At 54.4% G+C, this 25,813-nt stretch carries 25 protein-coding genes and 5 pseudogenes; 18 read left to right on the top strand and 12 right to left on the bottom strand.

Features of this window, described 5'->3' with window-relative positions; all coding sequences use genetic code 11:
• Positions 1–9: 9 nt before the first annotated feature.
• The 8 genes and pseudogenes from PSPTO_RS04585 to PSPTO_RS04550 all read left to right on the top strand — a co-directional run.
• Positions 10–90: pseudogene (locus tag PSPTO_RS04585) on the top strand (TIGR03750 family conjugal transfer protein); the annotation flags it as partial.
• Entirely contained in the window at positions 87–755 is a 669-nt protein-coding gene (locus PSPTO_RS04580) for a PFL_4703 family integrating conjugative element protein (RefSeq protein ID WP_003319098.1), read from the top strand. The pseudogene PSPTO_RS04585 and the gene PSPTO_RS04580, both read left to right, overlap by 4 nt.
• Positions 752–1,675 (top strand): TIGR03749 family integrating conjugative element protein, encoded by a 924-nt coding sequence (locus PSPTO_RS04575; protein WP_005769293.1) that lies wholly within the window; start codon positions 752–754, stop codon positions 1,673–1,675. The genes PSPTO_RS04580 and PSPTO_RS04575 overlap by 4 nt, the downstream gene beginning before the upstream one ends.
• Positions 1,665–3,161, top strand: a complete 1,497-nt coding sequence (locus PSPTO_RS04570; protein ID WP_005769292.1) for a TIGR03752 family integrating conjugative element protein — start codon at positions 1,665–1,667, stop codon at positions 3,159–3,161. Before PSPTO_RS04575 ends, PSPTO_RS04570 begins: the two co-directional genes overlap by 11 nt.
• Positions 3,139–3,594, top strand: a complete 456-nt coding sequence (locus PSPTO_RS04565) for a TIGR03751 family conjugal transfer lipoprotein (RefSeq protein WP_005740043.1) — start codon at positions 3,139–3,141, stop codon at positions 3,592–3,594. The genes PSPTO_RS04570 and PSPTO_RS04565 overlap by 23 nt, the downstream gene beginning before the upstream one ends.
• Positions 3,594–6,551, top strand: coding sequence for a conjugative transfer ATPase (locus PSPTO_RS04560; protein ID WP_005769291.1), 2,958 nt, complete (start codon positions 3,594–3,596; stop codon positions 6,549–6,551). The genes PSPTO_RS04565 and PSPTO_RS04560 overlap by 1 nt, the downstream gene beginning before the upstream one ends.
• Positions 6,548–6,847, top strand: a complete 300-nt coding sequence (locus PSPTO_RS04555; protein WP_011103318.1) for a hypothetical protein — start codon at positions 6,548–6,550, stop codon at positions 6,845–6,847. Before PSPTO_RS04560 ends, PSPTO_RS04555 begins: the two co-directional genes overlap by 4 nt.
• Entirely contained in the window at positions 6,844–7,548 is a 705-nt protein-coding gene (locus PSPTO_RS04550) for a DsbA family protein (RefSeq protein WP_011103317.1), read from the top strand. Before PSPTO_RS04555 ends, PSPTO_RS04550 begins: the two co-directional genes overlap by 4 nt.
• Before the next feature lie 173 nt (positions 7,549–7,721).
• Here PSPTO_RS04550 and PSPTO_RS04545 read toward each other — a convergent pair whose 3' ends face one another.
• The 8 genes and pseudogenes from PSPTO_RS04545 to PSPTO_RS04515 form a co-directional block, all read right to left on the bottom strand.
• A complete protein-coding gene (locus PSPTO_RS04545; protein ID WP_011103316.1) occupies positions 7,722–8,540 on the bottom strand; it encodes a RelA/SpoT domain-containing protein in 819 nt (272 codons plus the stop codon).
• Positions 8,541–8,542: 2 nt separating this feature from the next.
• Positions 8,543–9,640: a ParA family protein gene (locus PSPTO_RS04540; RefSeq protein ID WP_003347743.1), complete on the bottom strand. Its 1,098-nt coding sequence runs from the start codon at positions 9,638–9,640 to the stop codon at positions 8,543–8,545.
• Positions 9,641–10,017: 377 nt separating this feature from the next.
• Positions 10,018–10,509, bottom strand: a complete 492-nt coding sequence (locus PSPTO_RS04535) for a GNAT family N-acetyltransferase (RefSeq protein ID WP_003347742.1) — start codon at positions 10,507–10,509, stop codon at positions 10,018–10,020.
• A gap of 70 nt (positions 10,510–10,579) precedes the next feature.
• A complete protein-coding gene (locus PSPTO_RS04530) occupies positions 10,580–10,771 on the bottom strand; it encodes a hypothetical protein (RefSeq protein ID WP_003347741.1) in 192 nt (63 codons plus the stop codon).
• Positions 10,772–11,021: 250 nt separating this feature from the next.
• Positions 11,022–11,319: pseudogene (locus PSPTO_RS30630) on the bottom strand (hypothetical protein).
• Positions 11,320–11,329: 10 nt separating this feature from the next.
• Complete coding sequence (locus PSPTO_RS04525; RefSeq protein WP_011103315.1) at positions 11,330–11,551, bottom strand: hypothetical protein; 222 nt, start codon at positions 11,549–11,551, stop codon at positions 11,330–11,332.
• A 37-nt stretch (positions 11,552–11,588) separates the two neighbouring features.
• Positions 11,589–12,002: a TraR/DksA family transcriptional regulator gene (locus PSPTO_RS04520; protein WP_011103314.1), complete on the bottom strand. Its 414-nt coding sequence runs from the start codon at positions 12,000–12,002 to the stop codon at positions 11,589–11,591.
• Positions 12,003–12,037: 35 nt separating this feature from the next.
• On the bottom strand, positions 12,038–12,262 hold the full coding sequence (locus PSPTO_RS04515) for a carbon storage regulator (protein ID WP_011103313.1): 225 nt from the start codon (positions 12,260–12,262) through the stop codon (positions 12,038–12,040).
• Between the two features lie 160 nt (positions 12,263–12,422).
• Here PSPTO_RS04515 and PSPTO_RS30150 point away from each other — a divergent pair.
• From PSPTO_RS30150 to PSPTO_RS04480, 8 genes and pseudogenes are all read left to right on the top strand, one after another.
• Positions 12,423–12,527: pseudogene (locus tag PSPTO_RS30150) on the top strand (resolvase); the annotation flags it as partial.
• Positions 12,528–14,025: 1,498 nt separating this feature from the next.
• Positions 14,026–15,171, top strand: coding sequence for a lytic murein transglycosylase (locus PSPTO_RS04510; protein WP_223810519.1), 1,146 nt, complete (start codon positions 14,026–14,028; stop codon positions 15,169–15,171).
• Positions 15,172–15,432: 261 nt separating this feature from the next.
• A complete protein-coding gene (locus PSPTO_RS04505) occupies positions 15,433–15,921 on the top strand; it encodes a YagU family protein (RefSeq protein ID WP_011103311.1) in 489 nt (162 codons plus the stop codon).
• A 498-nt stretch (positions 15,922–16,419) separates the two neighbouring features.
• Positions 16,420–16,878: a TIGR03757 family integrating conjugative element protein gene (locus tag PSPTO_RS04500; protein WP_046463796.1), complete on the top strand. Its 459-nt coding sequence runs from the start codon at positions 16,420–16,422 to the stop codon at positions 16,876–16,878.
• Positions 16,878–17,816, top strand: coding sequence for a TIGR03756 family integrating conjugative element protein (locus PSPTO_RS04495; protein ID WP_011103309.1), 939 nt, complete (start codon positions 16,878–16,880; stop codon positions 17,814–17,816). The genes PSPTO_RS04500 and PSPTO_RS04495 overlap by 1 nt, the downstream gene beginning before the upstream one ends.
• On the top strand, positions 17,813–19,210 hold the full coding sequence (locus PSPTO_RS04490) for an integrating conjugative element protein (RefSeq protein ID WP_024648762.1): 1,398 nt from the start codon (positions 17,813–17,815) through the stop codon (positions 19,208–19,210). The genes PSPTO_RS04495 and PSPTO_RS04490 overlap by 4 nt, the downstream gene beginning before the upstream one ends.
• Complete coding sequence (locus tag PSPTO_RS04485) at positions 19,207–19,575, top strand: hypothetical protein (RefSeq protein ID WP_011103307.1); 369 nt, start codon at positions 19,207–19,209, stop codon at positions 19,573–19,575. The genes PSPTO_RS04490 and PSPTO_RS04485 overlap by 4 nt, the downstream gene beginning before the upstream one ends.
• A pseudogene (locus tag PSPTO_RS04480) lies at positions 19,572–20,678 on the top strand (conjugal transfer protein TraG); the annotation flags it as partial. The gene PSPTO_RS04485 and the pseudogene PSPTO_RS04480, both read left to right, overlap by 4 nt.
• A gap of 44 nt (positions 20,679–20,722) precedes the next feature.
• Here the strand turns inward: PSPTO_RS04480 and PSPTO_RS04475 are convergent.
• Positions 20,723–22,162 (bottom strand): annotated as a pseudogene (locus tag PSPTO_RS04475) (IS66-like element ISPsy5 family transposase); the annotation flags it as partial.
• Between the two features lie 85 nt (positions 22,163–22,247).
• Between PSPTO_RS04475 and PSPTO_RS04470 the strand changes: the two are divergent.
• On the top strand, positions 22,248–23,225 hold the full coding sequence (locus PSPTO_RS04470) for an IS5-like element ISPssy family transposase (protein WP_007247571.1): 978 nt from the start codon (positions 22,248–22,250) through the stop codon (positions 23,223–23,225).
• A 260-nt stretch (positions 23,226–23,485) separates the two neighbouring features.
• On the opposite strand, the gene tnpB is transcribed toward PSPTO_RS04470, so the two are convergent.
• The gene (gene tnpB, locus PSPTO_RS04465) at positions 23,486–23,845 is read right to left on the bottom strand and encodes an IS66 family insertion sequence element accessory protein TnpB (protein WP_003409203.1); all 360 of its coding nucleotides are present in this window, start codon (positions 23,843–23,845) and stop codon (positions 23,486–23,488) included.
• Between the two features lie 11 nt (positions 23,846–23,856).
• On the opposite strand from tnpB, the gene PSPTO_RS04460 reads away from it, so the two are divergent.
• The gene (locus PSPTO_RS04460; RefSeq protein WP_264370965.1) at positions 23,857–24,369 is read left to right on the top strand and encodes a conjugal transfer protein TraG N-terminal domain-containing protein; all 513 of its coding nucleotides are present in this window, start codon (positions 23,857–23,859) and stop codon (positions 24,367–24,369) included.
• A 41-nt stretch (positions 24,370–24,410) separates the two neighbouring features.
• On the opposite strand, the gene PSPTO_RS04455 is transcribed toward PSPTO_RS04460, so the two are convergent.
• Positions 24,411–24,827, bottom strand: a complete 417-nt coding sequence (locus PSPTO_RS04455) for a DUF3742 family protein (protein ID WP_011103306.1) — start codon at positions 24,825–24,827, stop codon at positions 24,411–24,413.
• Between the two features lie 46 nt (positions 24,828–24,873).
• Positions 24,874–25,725: an IS5 family transposase gene (locus PSPTO_RS04450; RefSeq protein WP_258381644.1), complete on the bottom strand. Its 852-nt coding sequence runs from the start codon at positions 25,723–25,725 to the stop codon at positions 24,874–24,876.
• Between the last annotated feature and the right edge of the window lie 88 nt (positions 25,726–25,813).

Below are 25,813 nucleotides of genomic sequence, written 5' to 3'. Positions count from 1 at the left end.
TAGTTGGCGTTGACACCTACGTCATACAACAACGCGAATCTGGTCATCCGATCGGGCAACTGGACGTGCCGTCGGAGGGCGCAACAATGAGCCGTTATTTAAAGCTGGCCGACTCGCAGCGGGCGCACATCACCAGCTTGAGGATGGCCATCGTCCTGCTGGCGCTCCTGGCCCTGGGGCTGGGTATCGGCTGGTATCGAGCACCGCAGAACATGACCATTCACGTTCCGCCCGACCTGCGTTCCGGCAGCACACGCCTTTGGTGGGACATCCCTCCTCAGTCGGTGTACGCCTTTGGCCTGTACATCTTTCAGCAAATGAACCGCTGGCCGGTCGACGGTGAACAGGATTATCAGACGAACATCACGCGCCTGGACGCTTACATTACACCGGCTTGCAAGCAATACCTGCAGAGCGATTTTGATCTGCGCAAGTCCAGCGGTGAGCTGCGCAAGCGTGTCCGCGGTGTCTACGAGATTCCCGGCCGAGGCTTTGGCGACTCGCCTGAACTGCGGACGGTGACCAACTCCATCGACGACTGGACGGTGACGCTCGACATCTCAGCCGACGAGTATTACGGCGGTCAGCTGGTCAAGCGTGCCCTCGCACGATACCCGCTTCACGTTGTACGCATGGACGTCGACCCTGAAACCAATCCCTTCGGCTTGGCATGGGACTGCTACAACGGCGCGCCACAACGCATCGAGGGCAACGTCGAAACTCCCGCAGCTCCATCGAAAGGAGTCTTCAAATGAGGATTTTGCGTGTACTCACGGGTTCGGCATTACTGATGGTGTTGGTCGGCACTACACAAATCGCCTCGGCGGTGGAGATTCTCCGCTGGGAGCGTTTGCCACTGGCCATTCCACTGCGCATCAATCAGGAACGCATCGTCTTCGTCGATCAGAATGTCCGAGTCGGGCTTCCGAGGTCTTTGACAGACAAGCTGCGGGTGCAGAGTACGGGCGGCGCGATCTACCTGTTTGCCAAGGATGCGATCGAGCCGACACGTCTCCAGCTGCAGAACGCCAAGACCGGCGAGATCATTCTGGTGGATATCGCTGCTACAGAGGCCCCTATGGATCAACCGGCGCTGGAGCCGGTGAAGATTGTGGAAGGTGAAACATCATCCGCACGCTATGGAGGGGCTGCTACAGCACGCTCAGCCAAGGCCACGACAAAGAGCATGGATTCAACCAGCCGGTCGAACGATGAAGACGATGAGCCAGAGGAAGTAGTCAAGCGAGAAACGCCTGTCCCAGTGGTTCTGACACGCTATGCGGCCCAGATGCTCTATGCGCCGTTGCGCACCGTTGAGCCTGTAGACGGCATCGCCCAGGTGAAGGTTGAGCGCAGCCTTGATCTGGCCACCCTGCTTCCCACTCTACCTGTGAAGTCCACACCCTTGGGCGCATGGCGTCTGGATGATTTTTGGGTGACAGCCGTGAAGTTGCAGAATCAGACGGCGCAGCGCATCACGCTCGACCCTCGGGAACTGATGGGTGAGTTCGTGACAGCGGCCTTTCAACATCCCTATCTCGGGTCGCAAGGTAATGCCAGTGACACTACGACCTTGTACCTGGTCACGCGGGGACACGGGCTGACACAAGCAACCGTGTTCTCCGCCGCCCCAGCAGATCCGCGTGCAACCCGGGGAGCCAAGCATGAAGAGTAACCCGCTGCTCAAGTACCTGGTGGTTCCGCTTCTCCTGCTCACGGTGTTCATCGGCATCAAGATGATGAGAGGTGGACCCGAACAGCAGGCTGACAACGCACCGGCCCCAAAACTCACAGCGGAACAGGCCAAGGCTCTGGGTGTGGAAGGCGACACGCCGAGCGACACGCTACGCACGGTCGTGGCTGAAGGGCGCGAGCTCAAGCAGCAGATCACCGATGTGATGGCGCAGAACTCAGCCGTCAAGCAGGACAACGAGGCGCTCAAACAACGATTGGCGAACATCGATCAGACGGTAGAGCAGCGTCTGAAGAATGCCCAGGAGCAGTTCAAGCTCGACAGTCAGCAGCAACAGCAGAGCGTGCTGGATGGCTTGCGCAAACAGATGGATGAACTGACCCGGATGGGACAAAACGGCGCTACGCACCCGGATCTACCGATTGGCCTGGGCGTTCAGCAGGGAGATGGTCAACAGTTCAAGTCCGACTCAAGCGGTTCGGACCTCATGTGGATCAATCCACAGGACGCGACGGCCCTAGACAGTAACGGTAAACCGATCACTGCTGGCAATAGCGTCCCCGCGAGCGCCTACAGCTTTCCTACAGCCTTTGGCGAATCGGTAGACCGAGGACAGAAAGCCCTGACGACAGGCGCTCAGTCTGTCCGCGATGACATGGGTGGCCAGCAACAGGAGCGCAAGAAGGTACGTCGTGCCTACACCCTGCCTCAAAACTCGACGTTGATGGGGTCGGTGGCCATGTCCGCGTTGATCGGCCGGGTTCCTGTTGATGGGACGGTTAATGACCCCTACCCGTTCAAGGTGCTGATCGGTCCGGACAACCTGACGGCCAATGGCATCGACCTTCCTGACGTAGCCGGTGCGGTGGCCAGCGGTACAGCGTCAGGCGACTGGACCCTCTCATGCGTGCGGGGGCAGATCAAAAGCCTGACCTTCGTGTTCAACGATGGGACTGTCCGTACGTTACCCGCCCCAGTCCAGGGCGGTAATCAGCAGAATAATAACCAGAACAATCAGAACAACTCTGGAGACCAGCAACCCATCCAGGGCGGGCTCGGATGGATCAGTGATCCCTACGGCATTCCGTGCATCGCCGGCGAGCGACGCAGCAATGCGCAGCAGTACATCGGCTCACAAGCCCTGATTACCGCAGCAGGTGCTGGAGCAGCCTCGTTGATCAAGACCGAAGGAAGCACCTCCTCTTACGTCTCGAACGCTTCTGGGACGCTGGGTAGCACCGGTTTGTCTGGTAACGAGGCGATGGGCAAAATTCTCACTCAAGGCGTCACGGACGTGTCCAGCTGGGTCAACAAACTGTATGGCCAGGCGTTTGCGGCCATCTACGTCTTACCTGGTGCGCAGGTCTCACTGCACATCGATCAAGAGCTGGAAATTGACTACGAACTCAAAGGCCGCAAGGTCAAATACGCCTCAGGAGCGAACCATGCCAATGCCAACCTGGATTGATCAATTGGGGTCAGCGCGCAGCGCGCTGATGTTTTGCCTTCTCACGGCGGGCTTGCTGGCTGGATGCTCGACAAACAAAGAGCAAATGCTTCCGCATGGTCAAAACACCATGATGGATGTCTGGAACCAAGGGACGACCGGTTCGGCCGGGAGCGCTAGTGGCCGGCAATTGCTCGATGCACGCTCAGAGTTGCGCCGTCCAATCGATGTACGCGCTACCCAGCCCTTACAGGATAGCGCGGCCTACACCCGTACCGCTCAAAACGAGATCTACAGTCAGTTCAAGCGCCTGCCCAATCCGGACCTGGTCATGTACGTATTCCCTCACCTGGCGGGCTCAGATCCCGCGCCAGTACCGGGGTATACGACTGTTTTTCCGCTGTATCAACGCGTGCAGTACGCGATGCCCGGTGAGCGGGTGGAGGATTATTGATGGGACTTTTGAAGCGTTTGACAAAGCGTCGGGATCGAGGCACTGACACCGTGGTTGATACTCCAGTCGAGACGATCGCCGACCAGCTACGAGAAGAGGCCATCTTCGCGCAGGCCAGAGAGCGTTATCTGGCTCGCCTGGCGGCTGAGGGCATACCAGAGCCTGGCGCGTGGCTAGATCCCAAGCGCAAACCTGCGACGGTCGACGATATCGCAGCCCTGTATGCCGTCAACCCGTCATTCGTCGACATGCTGCCCTGGACGGAGTACCTCCCTCAGGAGCAAGCGATGCTGCTCGAGGACGGCAAGTCACTGGCAGCATTCTATGAACTCACCCCCATCGGCACCGAAGGTCGGGATCCTGAGTGGTTACGCAAAGCGCGCGATGCTCTCGAAAATGCGCTGCAGGACAGTTTTGACGAACTGGATGAATCGCCTTGGGTGGTGCAGTTCTACGCCAGGGATGAAACCAGTTGGGCAGATTATCTGGAGACGTTGCATGATTACGTCCAGCCTCGCGCTCAGGGTACGGCGTTTACAGAAATGTACCTGCAGCAATTCAAACATCACCTAGAGGCAATCTCCAAGCCGGGAGGTTTATTTGAAGACACCAAAGTGTCTCAACTGCCCTGGCGCGGACAGCAACGCAGGGTTCGCATGGTCGTCTACCGGCGCTGCACCGGCGATGGACTGGTTCGTGGCCAGACGCCGTCGATGTACTTGAAAAACATTTGCGAGCGTCTGACGGGAGGACTGGCCAACGCGGGCATCAAAACCCGGCGCATGGATCGCCATGACATTCGTCACTGGCTGTTGCACTGGTTCAACCCGCATCCCGAACACTTGGGATCAAAGCGCCAGGACATCGATCGTTTCTTCGAAATCGTCAATAACCGCAAGGTCGAACCACCAGAAGAGGGCACGCTGCCGCTGGCCAGCGGCGATGATTTCTCTCAGTGCCTGTTTTACAGCGAACCGCAATCGGATGCCAAGAAAGGTCTCTGGTACTTCGACTCGCGCCCTCATCGGGTCATCGTCCTCGATCGCTTACGCGATGCGCCAAAGACCGGGCACCTGACGGGTGAAAACCGTAAAGGCGGGGACGCGCTGCATGCCTTGTTCGACAAGTTGCCCGAAGACACGGTACTCAACATCACGCTGGTGATCACTCCCCAGGATGTTCTGGAGGCCCACCTGGAAAAACTGGCACGTAAATCAGTCGGTGACAATCAAGCCTCCGCCCTGACCCGTGAAGCGGTCGACGAAGCCCGGAAACTGATCGGTCGAAAACACAAGCTGTACCGGGGCAACGTGGTTTTTTACTTGACCGGCAAGGATGAGCAACAACTGGAAAGTCGGAGCATGGAGCTTGCCAATGCCATGCTTAGCGCCGGTATGGAACCTGTCTATCCTCGTGATGAAGTCGCCCCTCTCAGCAGTTACCTGCGGTGGCTGCCCGCCAGTTTTGATGTGAACAAGAAACATGCTTTGGACTGGTACACGCAGATGATGCTCGCCCAGCATGTCGCGAACCTTTCGCCAGTATGGGGGCGTGCCAGCGGCACGGGCAACCCCGGCATAACCCTGTTCAACAGGGGCGGTGCACCGCTGACGTTCGACCCATTCAACAAGCTTGATCGGCAGATGAATGCCCATCTGCTCCTGTTTGGCCCGACAGGTTCAGGTAAGTCAGCCACGGCCAACAATTTGCTGATGCAGTTAATCGCCATTTACAGGCCGCGCCTGTTCATCATTGAAGCCGGTAATAGTTTCGGCCTACTGGGAGATTTTGCCCAAAAGCTTGGGCTGACGGTCAACCGGCTCAAGTTGGCGCCAGGGTCGGGCGTGAGTCTGGCCCCCTTCACTGATGCCATTCGCCTGGTGTCAACACCTGACAAAGTCACGATCCTGGATGCCGATGACATTGAAGGATCCGATGAGCATCTGCAAACAATGCCTGAACAGGGCGAAGAGGAGCGTGATGTTTTGGGCGAAATGGAGATCGTAGCCAGGCTCATGATCACCGGCGGCGAAGAGAGAGAAGAGGCTCGACTCACTCGCGCAGACCGCAGCGCCATTAGGCACTGCATTCTGACGGCAGCCAGAACATGCTTTGACGCTGAACGAGCAGTCAAGACGGAGGATGTGCGTGATGCGCTGAGTGACGCTGGCAAGGACACCACCCTTCCGGAAAAGCGCCGAGAACGCATGTTTGAGATGGCTGAAGCCATGGACATGTTCTGCATGGGGGCTGACGGTGAGATGTTCAACCGGGAGGGTACGCCTTGGCCTGAGGCCGACATCACAATCCTGGACTTGGCCACCTACGCCCGCGAGGGGTATAACGCCCAACTGTCGGTCGCCTACATCTCGCTGATCAACACCGTGAACAACATTGCAGAACGGGACCAATTCAAGGGGCGTCCGATCGTCAACTTCACTGACGAGGGTCACATCATTACGAAAAACCCCCTTCTCTCGCCCTACGTCATCAAGATCACCAAGATGTGGCGAAAACTCGGGGCCTGGTTCTGGCTTGCCACTCAGAACATCGACGACCTTCCGTCAGCAGCAGCACCGATGCTTAACATGATCGAGTGGTGGATCTGCCTGAACATGCCACCGGATGAAGTGGAGAAAATCACCACGTTCCGTAAGCTGACGCCCGCGCAAAAGTCACTGATGCTGTCAGCCCGTAAAGAGAGCGGAAAGTATACTGAAGGGGTTGTGCTTTCCAAATCGATGGAGGTTTTGTTTCGAGCCGTGCCCCCAAGCCTGCTCCTGGCATTGGCCATGACTGAGCCGGAAGAAAAAAAACAGCGGTACGATCTAATGCAGTCGTTAGGGGTAGACGAGCTGGGAGCCGCAATAGCGATCGCACACGACCTCGACCGCATTCGCGGGATTGAACCGACAACCATTACATTCCCCGCTTCGCCCTTGGAGAACCTGGCATGAGAGCCATGGATGCCCTGACTCAAAATCTGATCGACAGCCTGACTCAACTACTCAAAAACCCGCAGGAAGATGCTCTACTGGCCTTGAAAATCTGCGCACCGGTACTGATCGAGCACCTGGAAGTCGTGAAACATGTGGCGGTTGATCGTCGAGAGATCCAGTCCCAACTGCACAAAGCGCTGGACCAGTGGCTTGAGAATCACCCACAGCCTGAAAGCGCGCAGAAGGCTCTTCTCACGTTGCTGGATCAGGAGTTGCTGACCAAACAGTTCCTCGATAAAGAGGCCTCCGCATGAAGCGACCCACACGTCGTCAGATCCTATACGGCATCGGTGCGGTAGCCTTGGCAATTCTGGCTTTTGAATGCCTGCCAGATGTCAGGCAGGGCATGCAAATGCTCAACACCGCCGACAGCATCAGCCAGACATCCAAACAGACGAAGCATAATGGCGCGTGGGTTTACGGGAGCAGCAGTGCCAGATTCACCATCGTCGAGTATGCAGATCTGGAATGCCCGTACTGCAAGGATTATTTCCCACAGCTCAAAGCATGGGTTGATCAGCATCCAGACGTGAACCTGCAGTGGCACCATCTCCCTCTTCCCATGCACGAGCCGGCCGCGAGCTATGAAGCTCGCTGGGCTGAGTGCGCAGGGATCGAGCGAGGCAATGACGTGTTCTGGCTCGCCGTCGAACTCATTTATCAGCGCACTCGGTCGAATGGTGCTGGAACTGCTGGCAATCCGCAGATCCCGGGGCTTGAGGATCGCCAGCACTTCATCGATAACTGCGCGTCGAGCAACCCGGCTGCCCGACAGGCTGTTGTTAGCCAGGCACACAAGGCCAGCCTAGGCGGCATCACCGCCACACCGACGTTGGTCATCAAGGACAAGCACTCTGGCCGCACGATCAAGCTGCAGGGAGCACCTGACGGTAACGTGCTGCTTTCCGCAATCGACTGGATGGCCAGCACGGACTCGAACAGCAGCGATAAGTGAATCCAGGCGCTCCGTGATCCTATGCATTTCGATTACGGACGGTGTGGACAACTACTGCGACCGCCGCATCGATAGCAACCGGCATAATTACGCAAAACGGGATGCCCATACGCTTACATGCAATGTGTATTCGCCAGATGCTTACACCCGTTTTAGGTCTGTAAAGCCAGCTTTCAAGTGGGGTCATCCTCGGGGTTGATCGGCAGCCCCTCCTCACTCTGCACTAGCGTAGGCGTCGCTGCGGGAGGTGTCACCGATGATAGGGCAACCTTTGCCAAGTGCTCCACAGATGGTTCCAAGACAGGCTCCACCGTGGAAGAAACGATGGGTTGGGCGGTGCGGAATATAGAGTCCACCAAACGGCTGCCTGCCCCAACGACTTTAGCCAATACTCGTAGCTGCTCGCTACAGGCAACGTTGTCCGTTGGCGATGGGTAGTTTAAGGAGTGATCTACCTCTCCCCAGATTTCCTCGAAAAGAGTGCGCACTTGGATCTCACACACCACGTCTGACTCGGCTTTTGGACGTATCACATAGTGCAAGCTAGTATAATGGCTCTCCTTCAACTCGGTGTTGATGTCCAGCTTTTTGAAAAACTCTGCTGATTCTGGATCCCACGTGTAGGCCTTTGGGGGTTCCACGAGGTGCCAGTCGTTCTTGGTCTTCTTCAGGAACTCCGCGTGAAGTGCAATAAATTGATACTGGTGTAGCAACAAAACTCTCACTCCAGACAGGTCTGTTAGCCGACGGAACATTTCTTCCGGCGCGGGTTCAGCTGCTAAATCGGCAAGTTTTCGGGCTACTTTTTCTGTTAAATGTCCCGGATCCTTAATGCGACTTTTAACTGAGTGGATAACAGGGTGTGGATGTCCGACCAGTCGCGGGTGTGTCTCAAACCACGTGCGAACTGTCGTCATAAAAATGGACAGCTCATGATTCACCTCAGTGAATCGTTGCAAGCAATGCTGAATCAGCGGCTCGGCGTTTGTCATGTTTAGCCGAGCCTCTCAATGCGTGAGAGGAGATCCTTAGAAAACTCCGTATATTTGTCCAATGTTGCCTCGAAGACCCGCCTGCTCCCCATGACGGTATTCACATCATCACCGAGATTTTCTTCAGCAGGTACTTTCCACATCGGAACGTGATACTTCTGCGACATGCCAGTAAGCGTGTTATGGGTATGCATTATTGCCGTACCGCCTATTGGCTGAGCCAGCACTTCAGCAGGTATAACGTTCCTTACGTCCTCCGGCACACAGCCCATAATTTCAGCAGGTATCTGAAGGGCGTAATGGTAATGGGCCTTCGCAAGCTCCCAAGGTTGGTTTCCTGCATATTTTTTTGCGTTGTAAATAGTGAAGCCAAGTAACTTGACGAAATCCTCGGGAAAGTTCTTCCGTTTTTCTTCCGATAGTAGATGAAATATCGTGCCGAACTGTTTCTGCCATACCGCGAGCGCACTTCCCAGATTTCGAATACCGTAAAGCGAGAACATATCTGGAGCACAAGGAATGATGAAGCCGTCCGTAGTCGAGATGACTACCTTGTTCAACGCACCAATGCTAGGAGACGTGTCCATGATCACAAAGTGATACCCGTAGGCTGCGGCGTATTCCTCGGCAAGCTTCCTTATTCTAGTAATAGTCCTTATTGCGAGCGGATCGCCCTGATAAACATCACTCCACCGGCTTGATATTTTCTCTTCATACAGATGCATCGTCAACCGACCGGGAATAAGGTGCAAATTTGGAGCTAGTGCAACTGGCGGAGGCAAGATGCCTATTTCTGCTGTACCTTCTTGGGTCGGAGTTAGGAGGTAGTGAATAGATCGAACATTTTGATTTAGAGCTTCGAACTCTTCAACGGTGCTCTGCTCGCGAGTAGCCTTGAAGTCATCAATATAAGCATTTTCCTTTGCCCAAACATCCATCAGCCAATCTTGAGGGACTGAGAGAGTGGAAATATTGCACTGAGGATCCAGATCGATAATGAGAACTTTCTTACCCATTGTCGCGAGAGCATGTGCCAAGTGGAACGTCAACGTGGTTTTCCCCACTCCACCTTTGTTGTTGAATATGGAAATGGTTTTCATGCTGATTCCCTTCAAATAGACATCGTGTGATGGCCGAGTGCCGGTAGGAGATCACACAACAGGTAAATAGCGCAAGGAGCGCAAGTGGTTCGGACTCAACCGAGCTGACGCATATCTGCGTGCTCTCCGAGAGTCATTTGGTTTGCGGGCACTCAGTGGTCCAAGGGCTCTGCAGCTTCATTGGCTGAACGGGATTGAGCCAGGATTCGATTGACGAGGGTGAAGATGGATGACCACTACAGATTGACGATGTTGCCAGAGGCCGCGCTAACTCAGTTTTCGGATTGAATTTTGGCAGTTCTAGGCAGTAAGATTTTTCCCCACCCCTGTAGGCTCCCCTATATAGCCCGTTCATGACGAAAGACTCCCTACATCGTTCATGAGCAAGAAAAGTATCGAACAGAGCCGAAAGGCTGAGGAATCTCCCGAAACCCCATCTGTACGAGTAAGCTCATCATACTGATCGAGGCTGGCATGCAACGCACTTGGAGCCTACGCCCAGAGTTCTTCATTTCTTCTCGAAATGCATTGATAACCCAGCGACCAAAACCTCGATTACGCCAATTGGGACTGATCAACAGTACGTTGAGATCTAGAATTGTCGGATCTTCTATAGCTCTGAGCACGCACAAACCTATCGCTTGCCCTTGAGCCTTGATAGCGTAAGTCATTACCATTGCTGGCTTTCCGCTGCTTAGAGCGTCATTTGCAGACTGCAATTCTGACGCGTACTGGGTGACCATAGTATTACTTTTGAGTCCGGTAAAGTGACCACGGCTCGCTTCACATTGAAGAAGCTCTAAGAAATCATCAATCTCCACTCTGCTCGCTTGACTGATCTCTGGCTCAACATACTGCACTCCGCCCATCTCATTCTTCCTTTGATATCGTGCTCGATAGTCCACGCAGACTTCATCTCGCGTGATAGGCAAACCCTACCTATCGGATCAGCAACTTTTCACGCAGCAGCTCAAGAAGCTCGATCCCAAAGGCTGCCATCATAAGTACAATTCCCAAGAAGAGAACGAGAATACCTGCCTCGGTGTACGCCAGATCTGCTGTTCGCTGCCCTGCTTCCCCCAGACCTGTTGAGGCAAGAACCGCAATTACTTGAGCCACTGATGGTTTCATACGACGTTCCTTGGGTCTTTTCGGTGCTAAAGAGGTATTTTTCTACTGACCCAGCCCCGGCGACGTTATTCTGCTTTGAAATATGCCGGTGTCAACCGCTGAATCTACATTGAACAACTCTGCAAACCATGTTGCCCAACAACGCAGGATTGTCTGCACAGCGCTTTCCATCGAACCGCCACTGGATGCGTGTTCGGTTTCAACATAGGGATTGGGGAGCAATAGTCGGTTAAGGCCTATAGGCACTGACCTACTCATCGTCACGAAGCACCCAGCCCGCTTTTGAAAAAGCCCACCGGGTCAGGACGAGGCTATCAAGGGGGGTCATACGGGCGGTTGTCCCATTCGTTACATGAGATGCTCACCCTTCTAGCATTTATGATCAGTGTTCCTGTGTGCCCTCCCCGGGAAATCAATTGGACTGAATTATCTGACTGTCGCTCGAATTCAATCCGAACCAGGATGGGATAGTCATACCCATCGCCTTTGGCCTTAAGCGGCACGGTAAACGCTATGAACCCCATGACAGGGGTAGGAATTGCGTTTATAGAATGTCCCTTAGCACTTTGGCTGCGCAGCGGCCCATTGGATATAAGCACTTTCGATCAACCACGTTGCATCAGCTGCTGTGGTCACAGGATTGAGCGCTATTTGAGCAAGCTTTTTTTCTATCCACGTCATCAATGCGGTACGTCCTGCTGGACAAGGCATCAGATCGCGCTCCAAATGGTCGGCAAGCTCTGAGATAGCAACATCGCGCTCGACACTTTTTGCAGTCATCGCAATTCTCCTTGATCACTTCGCTGCGGCGACTTTACTAGGCCACTTGGCGTTGGTGCATCCCCTTGGCCTCCAGCACCCGCATCGATTCGACCGAGTACAACGACTCGGGGACCAGTAGCAGGCGTTTTATGCCTATGGCCTCGCCAGTTTCCTGGCAAAAACCGTAGTCGCCCAGAGCGAGAATTTCCAGGGCCTTAAGCACATGGCTCAACGTCTGTCTGTCCCTTTCTATCATGCTTGCTGCCACCGCTCTGTTTTCCTCATCGGAAGCGAAGTCGGCTTCGTCCGGGTGACGCTCGACTTCGCAACTGGCCTGACAGCTGAGCAAGCGATCACGAAGCTCTGCGGCTTTGACCTCCAACCTATCTTTGAAAAAGACCAGCTGGTCTACGCTCATGTAATCGTCCTCTGCTTGATTCAGCAGTTGCTCGACACTCATCAATGCCATCTTGTGCTCCTGATCTGGTTGGTCATCCAAACTTCCTACTGAGTGACCAACGAACGCCACCGCCGCTTATGAGTAATAACAGGGCCAGGCTTGTGATCGGTCACTTCGTTCCCAGCGGTTCTGCCCTGGGCCTCGACGACATCCGGGGCTTCAATCTGGATACGTACATCCCCAGTATCCTCTGAAACGCTTAGGACTTGGATCTGAATTCCATCGCCAATCACAATATTTTCACCTTCGCGGCGAGTCAGAAGGAGCATACGATTTTCCTCTTTACCTAGAAAACTGGATCAGCGCTCTGCCTCTGGCATAAACCAACGCTGTATCGAGCAACCAAAGGACAGCCACCACAGCTGCCAGGATGTTCAAGTCAGACGATAGACCTCGCCCAACTGACGAACAAAATCATGTCAGCTGTACCAAGGCACCGACCTGGCAAAGGGTGCCGGTCGATACGCTGGGCGTAAACCTAATACCAAAATGCATGAACGGGTCATCGCCCTCAACAGCGGTGGATGTAGCATTCGCAGCAAAACACGATGCAGCAACAGTGCGACTTTACGTTCGGTCGTTATCGCTGATAAGCAATGTCATTGGTACCCTCGAGCCTCAAATTTCATGTTTTCTTGATCCAGATCAATAAAGACCCTCTGGCCTATTGCTGATGGAACCAAATTGCTGGCTACGCTAACCAAGGCCTGTGTTACGGAAAAATTGCGAAAAAGAGACGATTTGTAGATGGTGGGTTTACAGAAGACCGTAATCCAGTTACAGCGCTTTGTGATCCTCAATGGAATGCAATGACTTGACCTTAGCGGGTCACTAACACTTTTTATTTAAGGAGAAGATCAATTAAAAGGGCTAATAATTGGAAAGGCAATCTGGATGCCTACAGGATACTCCAAGAAACGCAAAATTTTACTGCGGTGCTTCCTCACTTTGTTACGACTTTCCCAGTTCAGACATGAAAACATGGCGCCACCGGAGCATCACAACCATCGCTACTTTATTACACAAGAGGAACGCCTTGGCCGAGATCTTGCTGCAAACAGGAATACGGGCCCCACCCTCAGCACGTGCGTTCGGAAACGCCAGAGATAACAGTTCGCGAAAACTGAAACAAACAGACTTATGCTTAAACGCTTCTGGATATTCGGTGCGGAATTTGTATAGAAATCATCTTTTCCGCAGCGTCACCGTTCGATTTTCAAACTCTATCAGCAATCATGGAAGAAGCACATGACTAAATTTCCATACCTCGTAACCCCCAATGATATTCGGATTGATCGGGAGTCGAGTCCACATACTGCTACAGTGCGAGGTGCGGGTGGCGAACCGGTACTGACAGTTCCCGCCAGCCTGCCTGACGAAGAAATAATGCATGTGGTAGACACGTTCAACCTTGTTTATGCGCAGGGATTTGAACTTACCAAACGGCAAGGAGGATAAGACGGCAAAGGTTCGTGTGTAGGAATTCAAAATCCTACACATCGAGATTGAGACGGCGGCTAGAAAAAACAGATGCTCCGTCACCGGCTCAGCCGGCAGACATGACGGAGTGACTACCAAGCAGTGGAGACAGAGGAGTAAGAGGGCCTGTTTCCTACAGGAAATGCTGACCGTAAGGTTTGTCCCCGAATGCTGCGGGCTCCGCGTTGTCGACATAGCGTGATAGTGCAGGACTTGCATGGCTGATAGAAATTTCCGATGGAACCTCACGCTTAGTGATGACCACGCATAGCCCTGCAACATGAACAAATGGCCCAGCACATAGGATATGTAGATTATGCAAATAAGGAATGCCCACACTTCTTCATTGATAAGGCTGGCGCAGAATACCTCGACACCTCCCCAAGTTAGAAGCACCACATAGGCCACTTTCACTGCACAAGCACCGTATTGGAATCTTTACAGGAGAGTAAAAGCTATGCGTTCCAGGGTTATAACTACATCGCTGGTAGTCATTATGCTCTCATGTGCATCAGCCGCTCCAGCTTGCTTCTCCGCAGACATGACTCCCAGCGTGTCGAACGAGAGCACGTCGGAGGCGGATTTTCAGCAATGGCTGGCTACTTTCCGCAGCAATGCAACTACTAAGGGCATCGACACAGCCACACTCGATCTTGCTTTCCAAAACATCACGCTTGACCCGACTGTGCACCAGTTGGATATGGCGCAACCAGAGTTCACGACGGCCATCTGGGATTATTTGTCTGAACGTCTGACTCCGAAGAATATCCAGCAAGGGCAGGAGCTTCTGCAAAAAGAGCCAGTTCTGAACGAGGTAGAGCGTCACTACGGTGTGGATGCGAAGATTATCGCGGCCATCTGGTGTATTGAAAGCGGCTACGGTAAGGATATTGGTAGTCGCGATGTGATTCGTTCCTTGGCCACGCTTGCTTACAAGGGCCGGCGGATGGATTACGGGGCTACACAGTTGATGGCCGCCCTTCATATCGTGCAAAACAAAGACATCGCCCGTGCGCAATTGATTGGCTCGTGGGCTGGCGCGATGGGGCAGACGCAATTCATCCCGACGACCTATCTCGACTATGCAGTTGATTTTAACCACGACAATCGGCGCGACGTTTGGAGTTCCCGGGCCGATGCGCTGGCCTCCACTGCCTCTTATTTACAACGCAGCGCTTGGAACTCGCGCGTCTCTTGGGGACAGGAGGTGCAGTTGCCCGAGAATTTCGATTACGCTCAGGCTGACATGTCGATCAAGAAGCCCGTTGCCGAATGGCAACGGCTCGGGGTGATGGGAACGAAGCAAGCGATTCCGGGCGAGCTCGCACAGGAGCAAGCATCGGTCCTGCTGCCCGCAGGTTATCGCGGGCCAGCATTTATGGTCCTAAGTAATTTCCGTAGCATCCTGCGCTATAACAACTCCACTGCCTATGCGCTAACGATCGGGCTACTAGCCGACAGTTATGCTGGCGGGACCGGCGTGTCTCACCCGTGGCCAACTGATAATCCTCCCTTGGGCAGCATTGCGCAGGTAACCGATTTGCAGAAACTGCTGACTGCTAAGGGCTACTCCCTGGGTGCTGCTGACGGTGTTATAGGGGCGATGACCCGGGCGGCCATCCGGGCTTACCAGAAGGATCAGCATTTGCCACCCGACGGTTACGCCAGCACTGTACTACTGGAGAGCCTGCGCCGATAGGTGTACTCACTTCATAGGTTTAGCTCGCTATATTTTTTTTTTTTGGGGGGGGGGTTACGCCGGGTTACACCCCCCAGAAAGAAAGCGAAAAAATTTGTATGATCGTGTGCAGTCCCAGAATAAGATCGCTTCGATATTTATAATTTACCTATTAAAATCATAGTGATACGAATAGCCGTCGGGTACTTCTATTTTGAGGAAACGCTCTGGGCGCGGATCTGGATCTCTCAAGCTTGGTCTATCGAAGGAAAGGATGTTGACTTGAAAACTCGTGAATATTATGTCGCGGCAGCGGCCGGCCTAATTGGAGGTAACGTTTCTAGCTTTGTCAAGTGGGGGACGGAAATCCCATTTCCGCCTCGCACACCAGATCGTCCGATCCCGCCTTTAGAGATGCTTGATTCGCTCGGTATCAACGCTAATCAGCTTACCTACGTGTACTCCGAGCACATGGTGAATTATGGCAGTGCCTTGATTCACCAAAGCTTTTCCATTTTTTTCGCCATCTTCTATTGCCTGACTGCGCTTAGGTATCCGCGTGTTGCCGTATGGCAAGGTTTTGGCTTTGGCATGCTTGTCACCTTGGCTTTTCACGGGGTACTTTTACCGATGTTTCACTGGGCTCCTCCGCTCTGGGAGCTTCCTCCAGCGGAATGGGCATCTGAAACCTTTGGACACTTGCTATGGATATGGGTGATCGAAGTCATACGTCGCGATCTGCAGCAACGTTGGTCGCCCGGCCCTGGTTAGCTGTAACGGCCTGCAATCGAAATGGCCTCAACCTGCGACCATCGCGTTTTTCGACCGGGATTGATTGCTTGGCGGTAAAGGCGACGTTTCAAGCTGGGCCAGCTCTGTGACGCGCAGGCCAGCTGTGTGAGTGAGCCAAAGCAGCAGCACGTCCGCTCTGGCATGCGGCCTGTCATCGAAGCCACTCTTATGAGGTGTTTGATTTGACCACGTCGAAGGTATGTTGCACGACGGATCTTGGCTGTAGTGGAACTCTCTATCAGGATTGGCGGAAATTCGCTGTCGTTCCAAAGAGAGTCAGCAGCAGGCCTCCGGGAAAGCCTACCACCAGTGTTTATGCGGCGTTATAAGAAAATGCTACCGCGCCTGCTGCTCAATGGCAGGCGCATGGCCCAGACAGGCGCCACCAAACCCCAACCGTCCCGATAACGGTTTCCTACTGACGACAGTTCATTAATCGCGTTTTCTGTACCTGACACCACCTGCAGGTACTGCCTCATGCCACCCTCCAGCCCCTATCGTTTCAGCTACAACATCCGCATGGCCTTCCTGATCTTGATTGCGGCCATACAGGTCCCCTTCGCGAACGCGGAGACGTGGATCGTTACTGACCGGAACCACCCAGTTCAGGCACCGGCACGTGTCCGGCTGATCCTCCTGGACGAATCAGAAAGGCTTGAGGCCAAGTTCTCTGAAGGATTGCCAGCGAATCAGCAGCAGGCCATTGTGATCATGCAGCAACGCCTCAAGAGCGCCGATGCGCAGCGCTTGCAACGCGACCAACAAAACCTCGTAGACGCCTGGAGCATTGGGGTCACGAAGGTCCCAGCAGTGGTGGTCGACCGCACGTTTGTTGTGTATGGCGAAACCAATGTTCTGGCGGCGGAACAGCGCATTGCCCAGTGGCGTGCTGCTGCCCACCATCAAGATGAAGCTGGCCAGGGAGATATACCGTGATGAACCTGCGCAAGCCTTCGGCATGGACGGCCTTGGCCCTGTCGATCTCGACCGGGCCAGCCGCCGCCGGTACAGTGACCTCGGCCACCCTCGCCGCCTCAACCCTGTCGCCTGACTGCCTGGAGTACAAGGTGGTCGGCATATGCTACTGGCTGCTCTGCACGCCGTTTGGCTGCAAGGTCAAGACGTCGACCAAGGTTCGACATTATGTTCCCGACGCGGTTGTATCGAGCTACTCGAACACTGGGGAAAACCCTTGGGTCGAAGTCTCTTCGCTGAGTTCACCCACTTCATTCGCCCAGGATGGCGGCGACGGAACCACCAGCCACAACAACGAAGACAACCTGGCCAAATTCAAAAACACTGACGTCATTGGCCACCCCGGGGGAGCTACGTTCAGTAAGTTTGCCAGCGCTTCGGGGTATGCCTGTCAGGGTGCTGCGACCCCCTACATGCCTTACCTGCTGAGCACGCTGGACACCATCGCCTGGCGTTATGGTGTTCCAGAATCAGCCTATCCCGAAGCCCTGATTCCCGGTCAGCGAGAGGTGGGCGGTCTCACCTCGGGGGACATGTGGGGAAGCCTTTATCCCCGTAGTGGTTTTATCCATCAAGCCGACGATTACAAGGCAGCGGCCGTGATCGCGCAGCGCGCTGGTGACGTGGTCACTCGCCGCGGTCAGATTCACATCTATCAACCCCTTCTGGCAAAACCTCAGTCAGGCTACTGGCCTGCTGGGGAATTGATCGAGACCGACGCCAGCACCGGTAAGTGGCAAGAGCTCACGCCGACCCTCAGTCAAAGCTGTGCGGTATTCCCGAACTCGCAGCCCCGTGTGCAGGCGACCGATGGCGGTTATGCCTGGGCGCTATGGCGACCCTATTCCTGCTGCAAGCGGCAAGGACAAACTTTTCTTGGCAGTACGGACTTTCAATGATGATCAAGAGGACTTCAATCATGCGCCGCGCCGCCATGTTGACTATCGCAATCATGAGCGCCCTGACGGTAAACAGCGCCCTTGCCGAGACGCCAGGGATCAGTGCCAGCTCGTCCGGCAGCGTCATCGGTGATGATGTGTTGTACAGCGTCGGTGGCGGCAACGCCGTGACCATGGGAAGCGCCGGGAACATGGACAGCATCAGCATTGGCGGTGGCTGGAACAGTAACCTGGTCTGCGGAAACATGAGCCTGAACAATACACTGGAGAATCAGTTGAACGGTACCACTTCCGGCTTTCAGACGATCATGGGCTCGATGATCTCCAACGCCACCAGCGCGGTGGCTTCATTGCCAGGGCTGATTATCCAGCGCGCCAATCCAGCGCTTTACAACCTGCTCACCAACGGCATCCTGCAAGGCCGTCTTGATTTCGACCGTTCCAAAGGCACGTGCCGCGCCATAGCGGACAAGATGCTCGATGTCGCGGGCGGACAAATGGGCTGGTACAAGATCGCCGAAGGCCAGGCCATGAGTCAGGCAGTGAAAACCGGAAACACAGACGCGGTCTCAGCCGTTGCTCAGGTCGAAAAGCAAGGTGGGAATGACGGTATCACCTGGGTGGGTGGAAGCAAGGCCGGCGGATCGGGCCAGCAACCGATCAAGGTCGTAGGCGATGTCACTCGGGCAGGATACAACCTGCTGAACGGACGTAATGCCGCTGATACAGCGTCTATCAGCCCATCGAGCTGCAACAACGGCATGGTGTGCTCTATCTGGCCTTCGCCGCAGGAAGCAACCACATTCGCCAACCGTGTTCTGGGAGAGCAGCAACAGCGCACGTGTGAGGGTTGCAACAAAACCACCTCCACTGCTGGCGTTGGGCTCACGCCCCTCATTCAAGAGTCCTACGACTCAAAACTCAAGGCACTGCAGGAGCTCATTTCAGGCAACAAGTCCCTCACGCAGGAGAACCTGTCGCAAGCCAGCAGTAGCTCTCTGCCTGTGACGCGTGGCGTGGTCGAGGCCCTTCGTTCCGAACACGACCAGGACATATTGGCCAAACGCCTTGCTTCAGAGCTCGCTTTATCGGATGTGCTGGGCAAAGCGTTGCTGCTTCAACGCACCCTGTTTACCGGAAGCAAGGAACCGAACATCGCCGCCAATGATGTGGCCCAGCAGGCGGTCAGTCAGCAGAACAACAACCTGCAACAGGAAATTGACAACCTGAAGACCGAGCTGGACATGCGGCGCAATCTGGCCAGCAACTCTCCGACAGCCATTCTCCAACGGGCTCAAATCAGGAGAGACGGTTCAAAAGGCATCTTCCAAGGCGACCCGACGCCTGATCGTCTTGACCAGTTGCAAAATCCTGCGAAAGGAAACGCACCATGATATCCACCAATTTAAAGCCTGGACGACTTAAAAAAACAGCGAAAGCGATTTTGGCTTTTCTATCACTGACATCACTGACGGTGCTGCTGGTCGTGGTGTTTTTGACTTTCGTCAACATAGCGTTCGGTGATCTGGAGCGTTTCAGTGAATGGCAGAAGGCACATTACGGAGCGATGCTGGCCTGGAGGTTAATGGTCTATACGGCGCTAGCGTTAACATGGTTCAGAGTTAGGAAGCACCTGGTTCACCAGGCATCGTCCGATATTCCCGCAGGTCTAATGCGATGTGAGGTGATCGCCCTGCTGTTGATTGCATTGATGGAGCTACGACGTGCCGGCCTACTCGAGGGAGTCAGTACGCTATGATGTTACACACCAATGATTATCTGGAGTATTACCTCACGCTGGTGGGCTGGATCATCAACAGCGGCATCTGGAACATGATTGAGGACAGCGGCTTGGTGGCCACGCCGTTTGCCGCCATCATCATCAGCGAATGGCTCAAAGCACGTGCTGAGGGTGCCGACGAAGGTAACAAAGGCGCACTCTCGCTGGCTCGAGTGGAGAACCGCTTCTACACCGCGATTCTGGTCATCATTGTCTGCTGTATGCCTTTGGTGACGGTCAGCATCGACACGCTGCAGTTTGATCGAAGCCGCTCGGAGCAGTGTCAGTATTCGGTACCCAACCCTGCCGATACGGGCTGGAACACCTCATTCAGTACGTTGAACGGCAAGAGCGCCGTAGTGCCGGTGTGGTGGTTATTTGTGCATGCGATGTCCAAGGCCGCGACAGCAGCCTCCATCACGGCGATTCCTTGCGGAGTGGACCTGCAACAGGTACGGATGGATGTGAACAGGGCACGTATCAACGACCCGCTGCTTGCCCAGGAGGTCGCTGACTTCACGAACGACTGCTATGCACGGGCGCGTGCAAAACTGTTCATGACCCAGCCTACCCTGAGTAAGGATCAACTCAACGACGTCAACTGGATCGGCTCGAGGTTCTTTCTGCAGACGCCAGGGTATTACGATGATGGTTTCTCTGGATTTAGATCACACACGCCTCGAACCAAATGGCCTTATGACACAACTCGCGATGCAGGCCTGCCCCAAACCACCGGTGGGGGTGGCTTCCCTACCTGCACGCAGTGGTGGTCGGATAGCAGCATTGGCCTACGAGCCAGGCTGCTGGAACAGGTCAGTCCAGATCTGCTGAGCAAGCTTGCACAGTGGGCAAAGTTCATGACCCAGACAGAGGTGAGTGACTCGGTCATTCGCGATCTGGTTTCTCCGAGGAAGCAGAAACTGACCCAGGGACAGGTGTATACCGACTACGGCGGCCAAGTAGGTGGTTCAGTGATGAATGACTTCACCCGCCTGACTGCAACCGTCGGTCAGGCAGCAGGATCGTTGGCGATGTACCCCGCCATGGACAGCGTCCGTCAGGCAGCCCCCATGGTAATGGCGTAAGCGATCCACCAACCACACCTACCATCAGATGCGGCTTCCGTTTATCTTGGCATTTCCGGTGAGCAGTTCCACGGCAGCAACGCCTCATAGTCGGCCACCGACTGCGCAAGTGGCAACCTCTCCAGTACGTGGCGCAGCCACGTATAGGGCTCCTGGCCGTTGACCTTGGCGGTCTCGACCAAGCTATAGATCTGTGCACTGGCGGTGGCGCCTTTAGGCGTGTCGCTGAACAGCCAGGCTTTGCGCCCAATAACAAACGGCTTTATTGCGCGCTCTGCCGGGTTGTTGTCGATCGGTAAAAAGCCGGCTTCCACGTAACGCTTCAGCCGACTCCAGTTATTCGCCAGATAACCAACTGCCTTGCCCAGCACGCTTTGCGGCGTCACGTGGGACTGAGTTTTATCCAGCCAGCTTTTCAACTGAGCCAAGATTGGCAGGCTTTTCTCCTGCCGACCGGTAAAGCGCTGTTCGTCGCTGCCGTCTTTCAATTCGCGCTCGATACCGTACAGCTTATTGATCATCGTCAGCGCGATATCGGCACGCCCGGTCTTGCCCTTAGGTTGCACTTTTTGTGCTTCGACAAATTTGCGCCGCGCATGGGCCATACACGCCAAGCGCTCCACGCCCGGTTGTAACGCCAGCGCGTTATAGCCCGCGTAATCATCAGTCATCACATAGCCGCGATAACTTTCCAGCAGCCGTAACGGTACGTCCTGCGCGCGGCTGGAAGTGTAGTCGAACAATACGACTTTATGATCTGGAGGCCCGCTGGCCTGTACCCACATCCAGGATTGGCTGGTCGGGTCTCGATCTGGTTCTTTCAGTACCTGAACGCGGGTTTCGTCACAGTGGATGACCGGGCTTTCCAGCAATCGATCACGCATCAGATTTAACAGCGGCTGCAAATGTTCGCCGCACTGGATAATCCAGCGGGCCAACGTTTGACGCGGGATTTCTATGCCATGTCGGCTTAGCACCGTTTCAAAACGATGCAGCGGCAAGCCGTCGACATACTTGGTGGTCAGCAGCATGGCCAACACGCTGGGGCTGGCCATGCTCTTTTCAATCAACTGCGCAGGCTTGCCGGCTGTGACCGGTGCCGACTCACAGCCACGACAGCCGTAGACTTTGCGGATGTGTTTGATCACCCGAATCTGCATCGGCACGATATCCAGTTGCTCGCTGGTTTCCTCGCTGACGACATGCTTGCGGCAACCGCAGGCACAGGTCAGTTCGTGTTCGGGCAGCTCGTGGATGACTTCAATGCGCGGCAGATCAGCCGACAGTGGCTTGCGCTTGCCACGGCGTGGCGCAGGAGCAACTACTTCCTCATCAGCATCGCCGACCGGGAGCATAGGCTCGCTTTCAGGTTCATTGAACAAGGCAAGTTGAGGGGTATTAGGCTCGACGGTTTGTTCGGACTTTCGACCAAAAATACGGTCACGCAGCAGCTTGATCTGCTCTTTGAGATCAACGATGTGAGTGGCGTAGGCGTCTTTAAGGAAACTCTGAAAAAGGTTTCCTGATTTGGCAAAATACCCCAACACCTTTCACCGAGCTTCCCTGATGAAACAGATGACCTTCGCCGATGCCGAGTACGCGGGTAAACGTAAGCATACCCGCCGCGAGCGCTTTCTCATCGAGATGGATCAGGTTGTGCCCTGGAAAGGCTTGATTGCCCTTATCGAACCACATTATCCAAAGGGCGAAGGTGGCCGTCCGGCTTATCCGCTGATGGCGATGCTGCGTATTCACCTGATGCAGAACTGGTTTGGTTACAGCGATCCGGCGATGGAGGAAGCACTTTACGAGACAACGATCCTGCGCCAGTTCGCAGGGTTGAGTCTGGATCGAATCGCCGATGAAACCACGATTCTCAACTTCCGGCGTCTGTTGGAAAAGCATGAGTTGGCAGGCGGGATTTTGCAGGTCATCAATGGCTATCTGGGTGATCGAGGTTTGATGCTGCGCCAAGGTACGGTGGTCGATGCGACGATCATTCATGCGCCGAGCTCGACCAAGAACAAGGACGGCAAACGCGATCCCGAAATGCATCAGACGAAGAAAGGAAACCAGTATTTCTTCGGCATGAAAGCGCATATCGGCGTCGATGCCGAGTCGGGTTTAGTCCATAGCCTGGTGGGTACTGCGGCGAATGTGGCGGACGTGACTCAGGTTGATCAATTGCTACATGGTGAGGAAACCTATGTCAGCGGTGATGCGGGCTACACCGGCGTGGACAAGCGTGCGGAGCATCAGGATCGTCAGATGATCTGGTCAATTGCGGCCCGCCCAAGCCGTTATAAAAAGCATGGCGAGAAAAGTTTGATCGCACGGGTCTATCGCAAAATCGAGTTCACGAAAGCCCAGTTACGGGCGAAGGTTGAACATCCGTTTCGCGTGATCAAGCGCCAGTTTGGTTATACGAAAGTCCGGTTTCGCGGGCTGGCTAAAAACACCGCGCAACAGGCTACTCTGTTTGCCTTGTCGAACCTTTGGATGGTGCGAAAACGGCTGCTGGCGATGGGAGAGGTGCGCCTGTAATGCGGAAAAACGCCTTGGAAAGGTGCTGTTTGAAGGAAAATCGATGAGTTAAGAGCGGAAAACGTCTAATTATCTGATCGGGCGAGCTTTTTTTGAACCTCAGGCCATGAGAGCGTCAAAAATCGATGCCTACTTCAGACCTTCCTTAACTTCCTGTTCGCGCGAGCGTGCTTCGTAGCTCTCAAGCAGCATCTGTTTGAGCAATACGGGATCGTCAGGAAGGTTGTCGGGCAATGGTCGCATGCCCTGGATTATACCCGTCAGGCAACAAACCTTGGAGTCAAAATCTTATGAGGACGGTTGCGCCACAGATCAAATCCATCCAGCAGCCAATTCAATTCCTGAACCGTCAGCACAATGGCTTCGTCGACATCATCTGGCGAGATTTTGAAACGCTCGGACTCGAGACGCTTGAGCCAAAGGCAGAAGCCGTTACGCTCCCAATACAAAATCTTCACTCGATTCCGGGATTTGTTGAGAAAGACAAAGAGCACCGGATCAAAGACCGCCACTTTAATATCCAACTCGACCAAAGCAGCTAAGCCATCGATGGATTTTCTGAAATCCACGGGTTTGGGATAGAGGTAGACTTTCTCGACTTTGGCGTCGGGTCGCATCATGGTGCTGGCTCCTGAAAGAAAACGGGAGCACAGCATCAGGCGTCAGCCAGTGGCTTGAAATGTGGGGTTCGTGGATCGGATACGTAATGGCCTTTTTGAAGATGGCTTTGATCATCTGCATTCCATTTGTCCTGGTATTCGGAATGTTTGATCTGAAGGTCGTGATGACGATCACATTCGCCGAGTTTGCACTGATTTTTGTCGACTTCTGGTTCCAACTGGCCCGCTGGGTGGACAGCACGATACTGGACGCCTTGTACGGCAACGGGATCGGCAGTGACGTACCTCATTCCAACTTCGACCCAGTGTTTGGAGCCACCAATGCACAGGGAGACCTGCTGCTGGACTTCGTGATAGGGGCAATGTTCATCGTCCTGCCAAGTTTCTGGGTCGTTGCGCTCGGCTGGACCGGAATGAAGCTTGGCTCACTTATGAGCGGACTGACCGACGGTGTTGATAGTGCGAGGCAAGCATCATCGAAAGGTGCTAATCAAATTAAAGCAGCAATGGAAAAAAAACCTTAGCATCAGCTGATTAGGGTGCTGCGCTTTACGGATTCGGCACTCTAATCAACACGAACACCACCAATATAGTTACCGAAGCCATCTACGCCATTGCGTTTGACCTTGCTGGAGGTAAGATCTTCTTCATCACCAAATCCATCCCCATCAAAATGAACAAGCTGAGAACCACGCAAAGAGCGTTCAATATCAGGGTTTGTGACGAAACCGATTGCAATTGCAATAAAGCAAACAACCGCCAAAACATACAACAATCCCCAAGCCACGAAAAATGCGCCAGTACCGATCACCGCCGCACGGGCACACCACTTGACTGGAGTGACGATCACTCTGGGCACACCGGTGCGGTCGAAAAGCGACCAGAACGCGCGCTCAACATTAAGTATTCGACGCAGACCATGACCGAGCAAGTGACCAAAACGCGCTGCTCCGCGTAAATCCGTATTGGCGTCTGTGCTCATGTGTCACCTAGTCTGGTCGGCTGAAGCATGCAGTATTGATATCAATCTATAGCCCTAAGCTTGGTATATTCAACTCAACTCCCTTTGAAATCAAGCTCACAACGGACAACTGGACAACTGATACATGCCGCTTGATTACACGAAATGGATGCTCGACCTTGGCCCGTGTCTGAGCTTTGCAGTACTCGATCTTGCGCTTGGCCTTGTAGAGAACGCTGCGTTTATTGAACCTGGAATACGTGCTGCGCCGCGCCGCGATTTGCCAGATGACCTCACGATTTTCATGCTCTTCACGCTTCTCGACACTTATGTATCCAGCGTCTGCATACACCGCGTTTTCTTCGCCGCGCAACAGCTCGGCGACCTGCGTGACATCGGCCACATTGGCCGCAGTGCCATGAACATGATGAACCAGTCCCGACTCGGCGTCGGCGCCGATATGCGCCTTCATGCCAAAGAAATATTGGTTACCTTTCTTGGTCTGATGCATCTCGGGATCACGTTTTCCTTCCTCGTTCTTGGTCGAGCTGGGGGCATGAATGATGGTGGCATCGACGATGGTGCCCTGGCGCAGGGACAGGCCTTTCTCTTGCAGATAACCGTTGATGACCGCGAGGATCGCTGGGGCCAGTTGATGCTTTTCCAGCAGGTGCTGGAAGTTCATGATCGTGGTGTCTTCAGGTATCGGGGCGCTTAAAGTCAGGCGTGCAAACTGGCGCATGGGCGTGGTTTCGTAGAGCGCTTCTTCCATGGCCGGGTCGCTCAGGGAGAACCAGTTTTGCAGCAGATGAATGCGCAGCATGGTTTCCAGAGGATAAGGTTTTCTGCCACCGCCAGCCTTGGGGTAGAACGGCTCGATAAGGCCCAGCAGACCTGTCCAGGGCACGACCTGATCCATCTCGGCGAGGAAGCGTTCGCGGCGTGTCTGCTTGCGCTTGCCAGCATATTCGAAATCGGAAAAGCTCATCTGGCTCATGAGCAGCTCG

This window comes from Pseudomonas syringae pv. tomato str. DC3000 (assembly GCF_000007805.1).
In the GTDB taxonomy this organism is placed as follows: Bacteria; Pseudomonadota; Gammaproteobacteria; order Pseudomonadales; family Pseudomonadaceae; genus Aquipseudomonas; species Aquipseudomonas avellanae.
The sequence above is the reverse complement of the archived record's forward strand: the minus strand, read 5'-3'. Positions and strand labels throughout refer to the sequence as shown.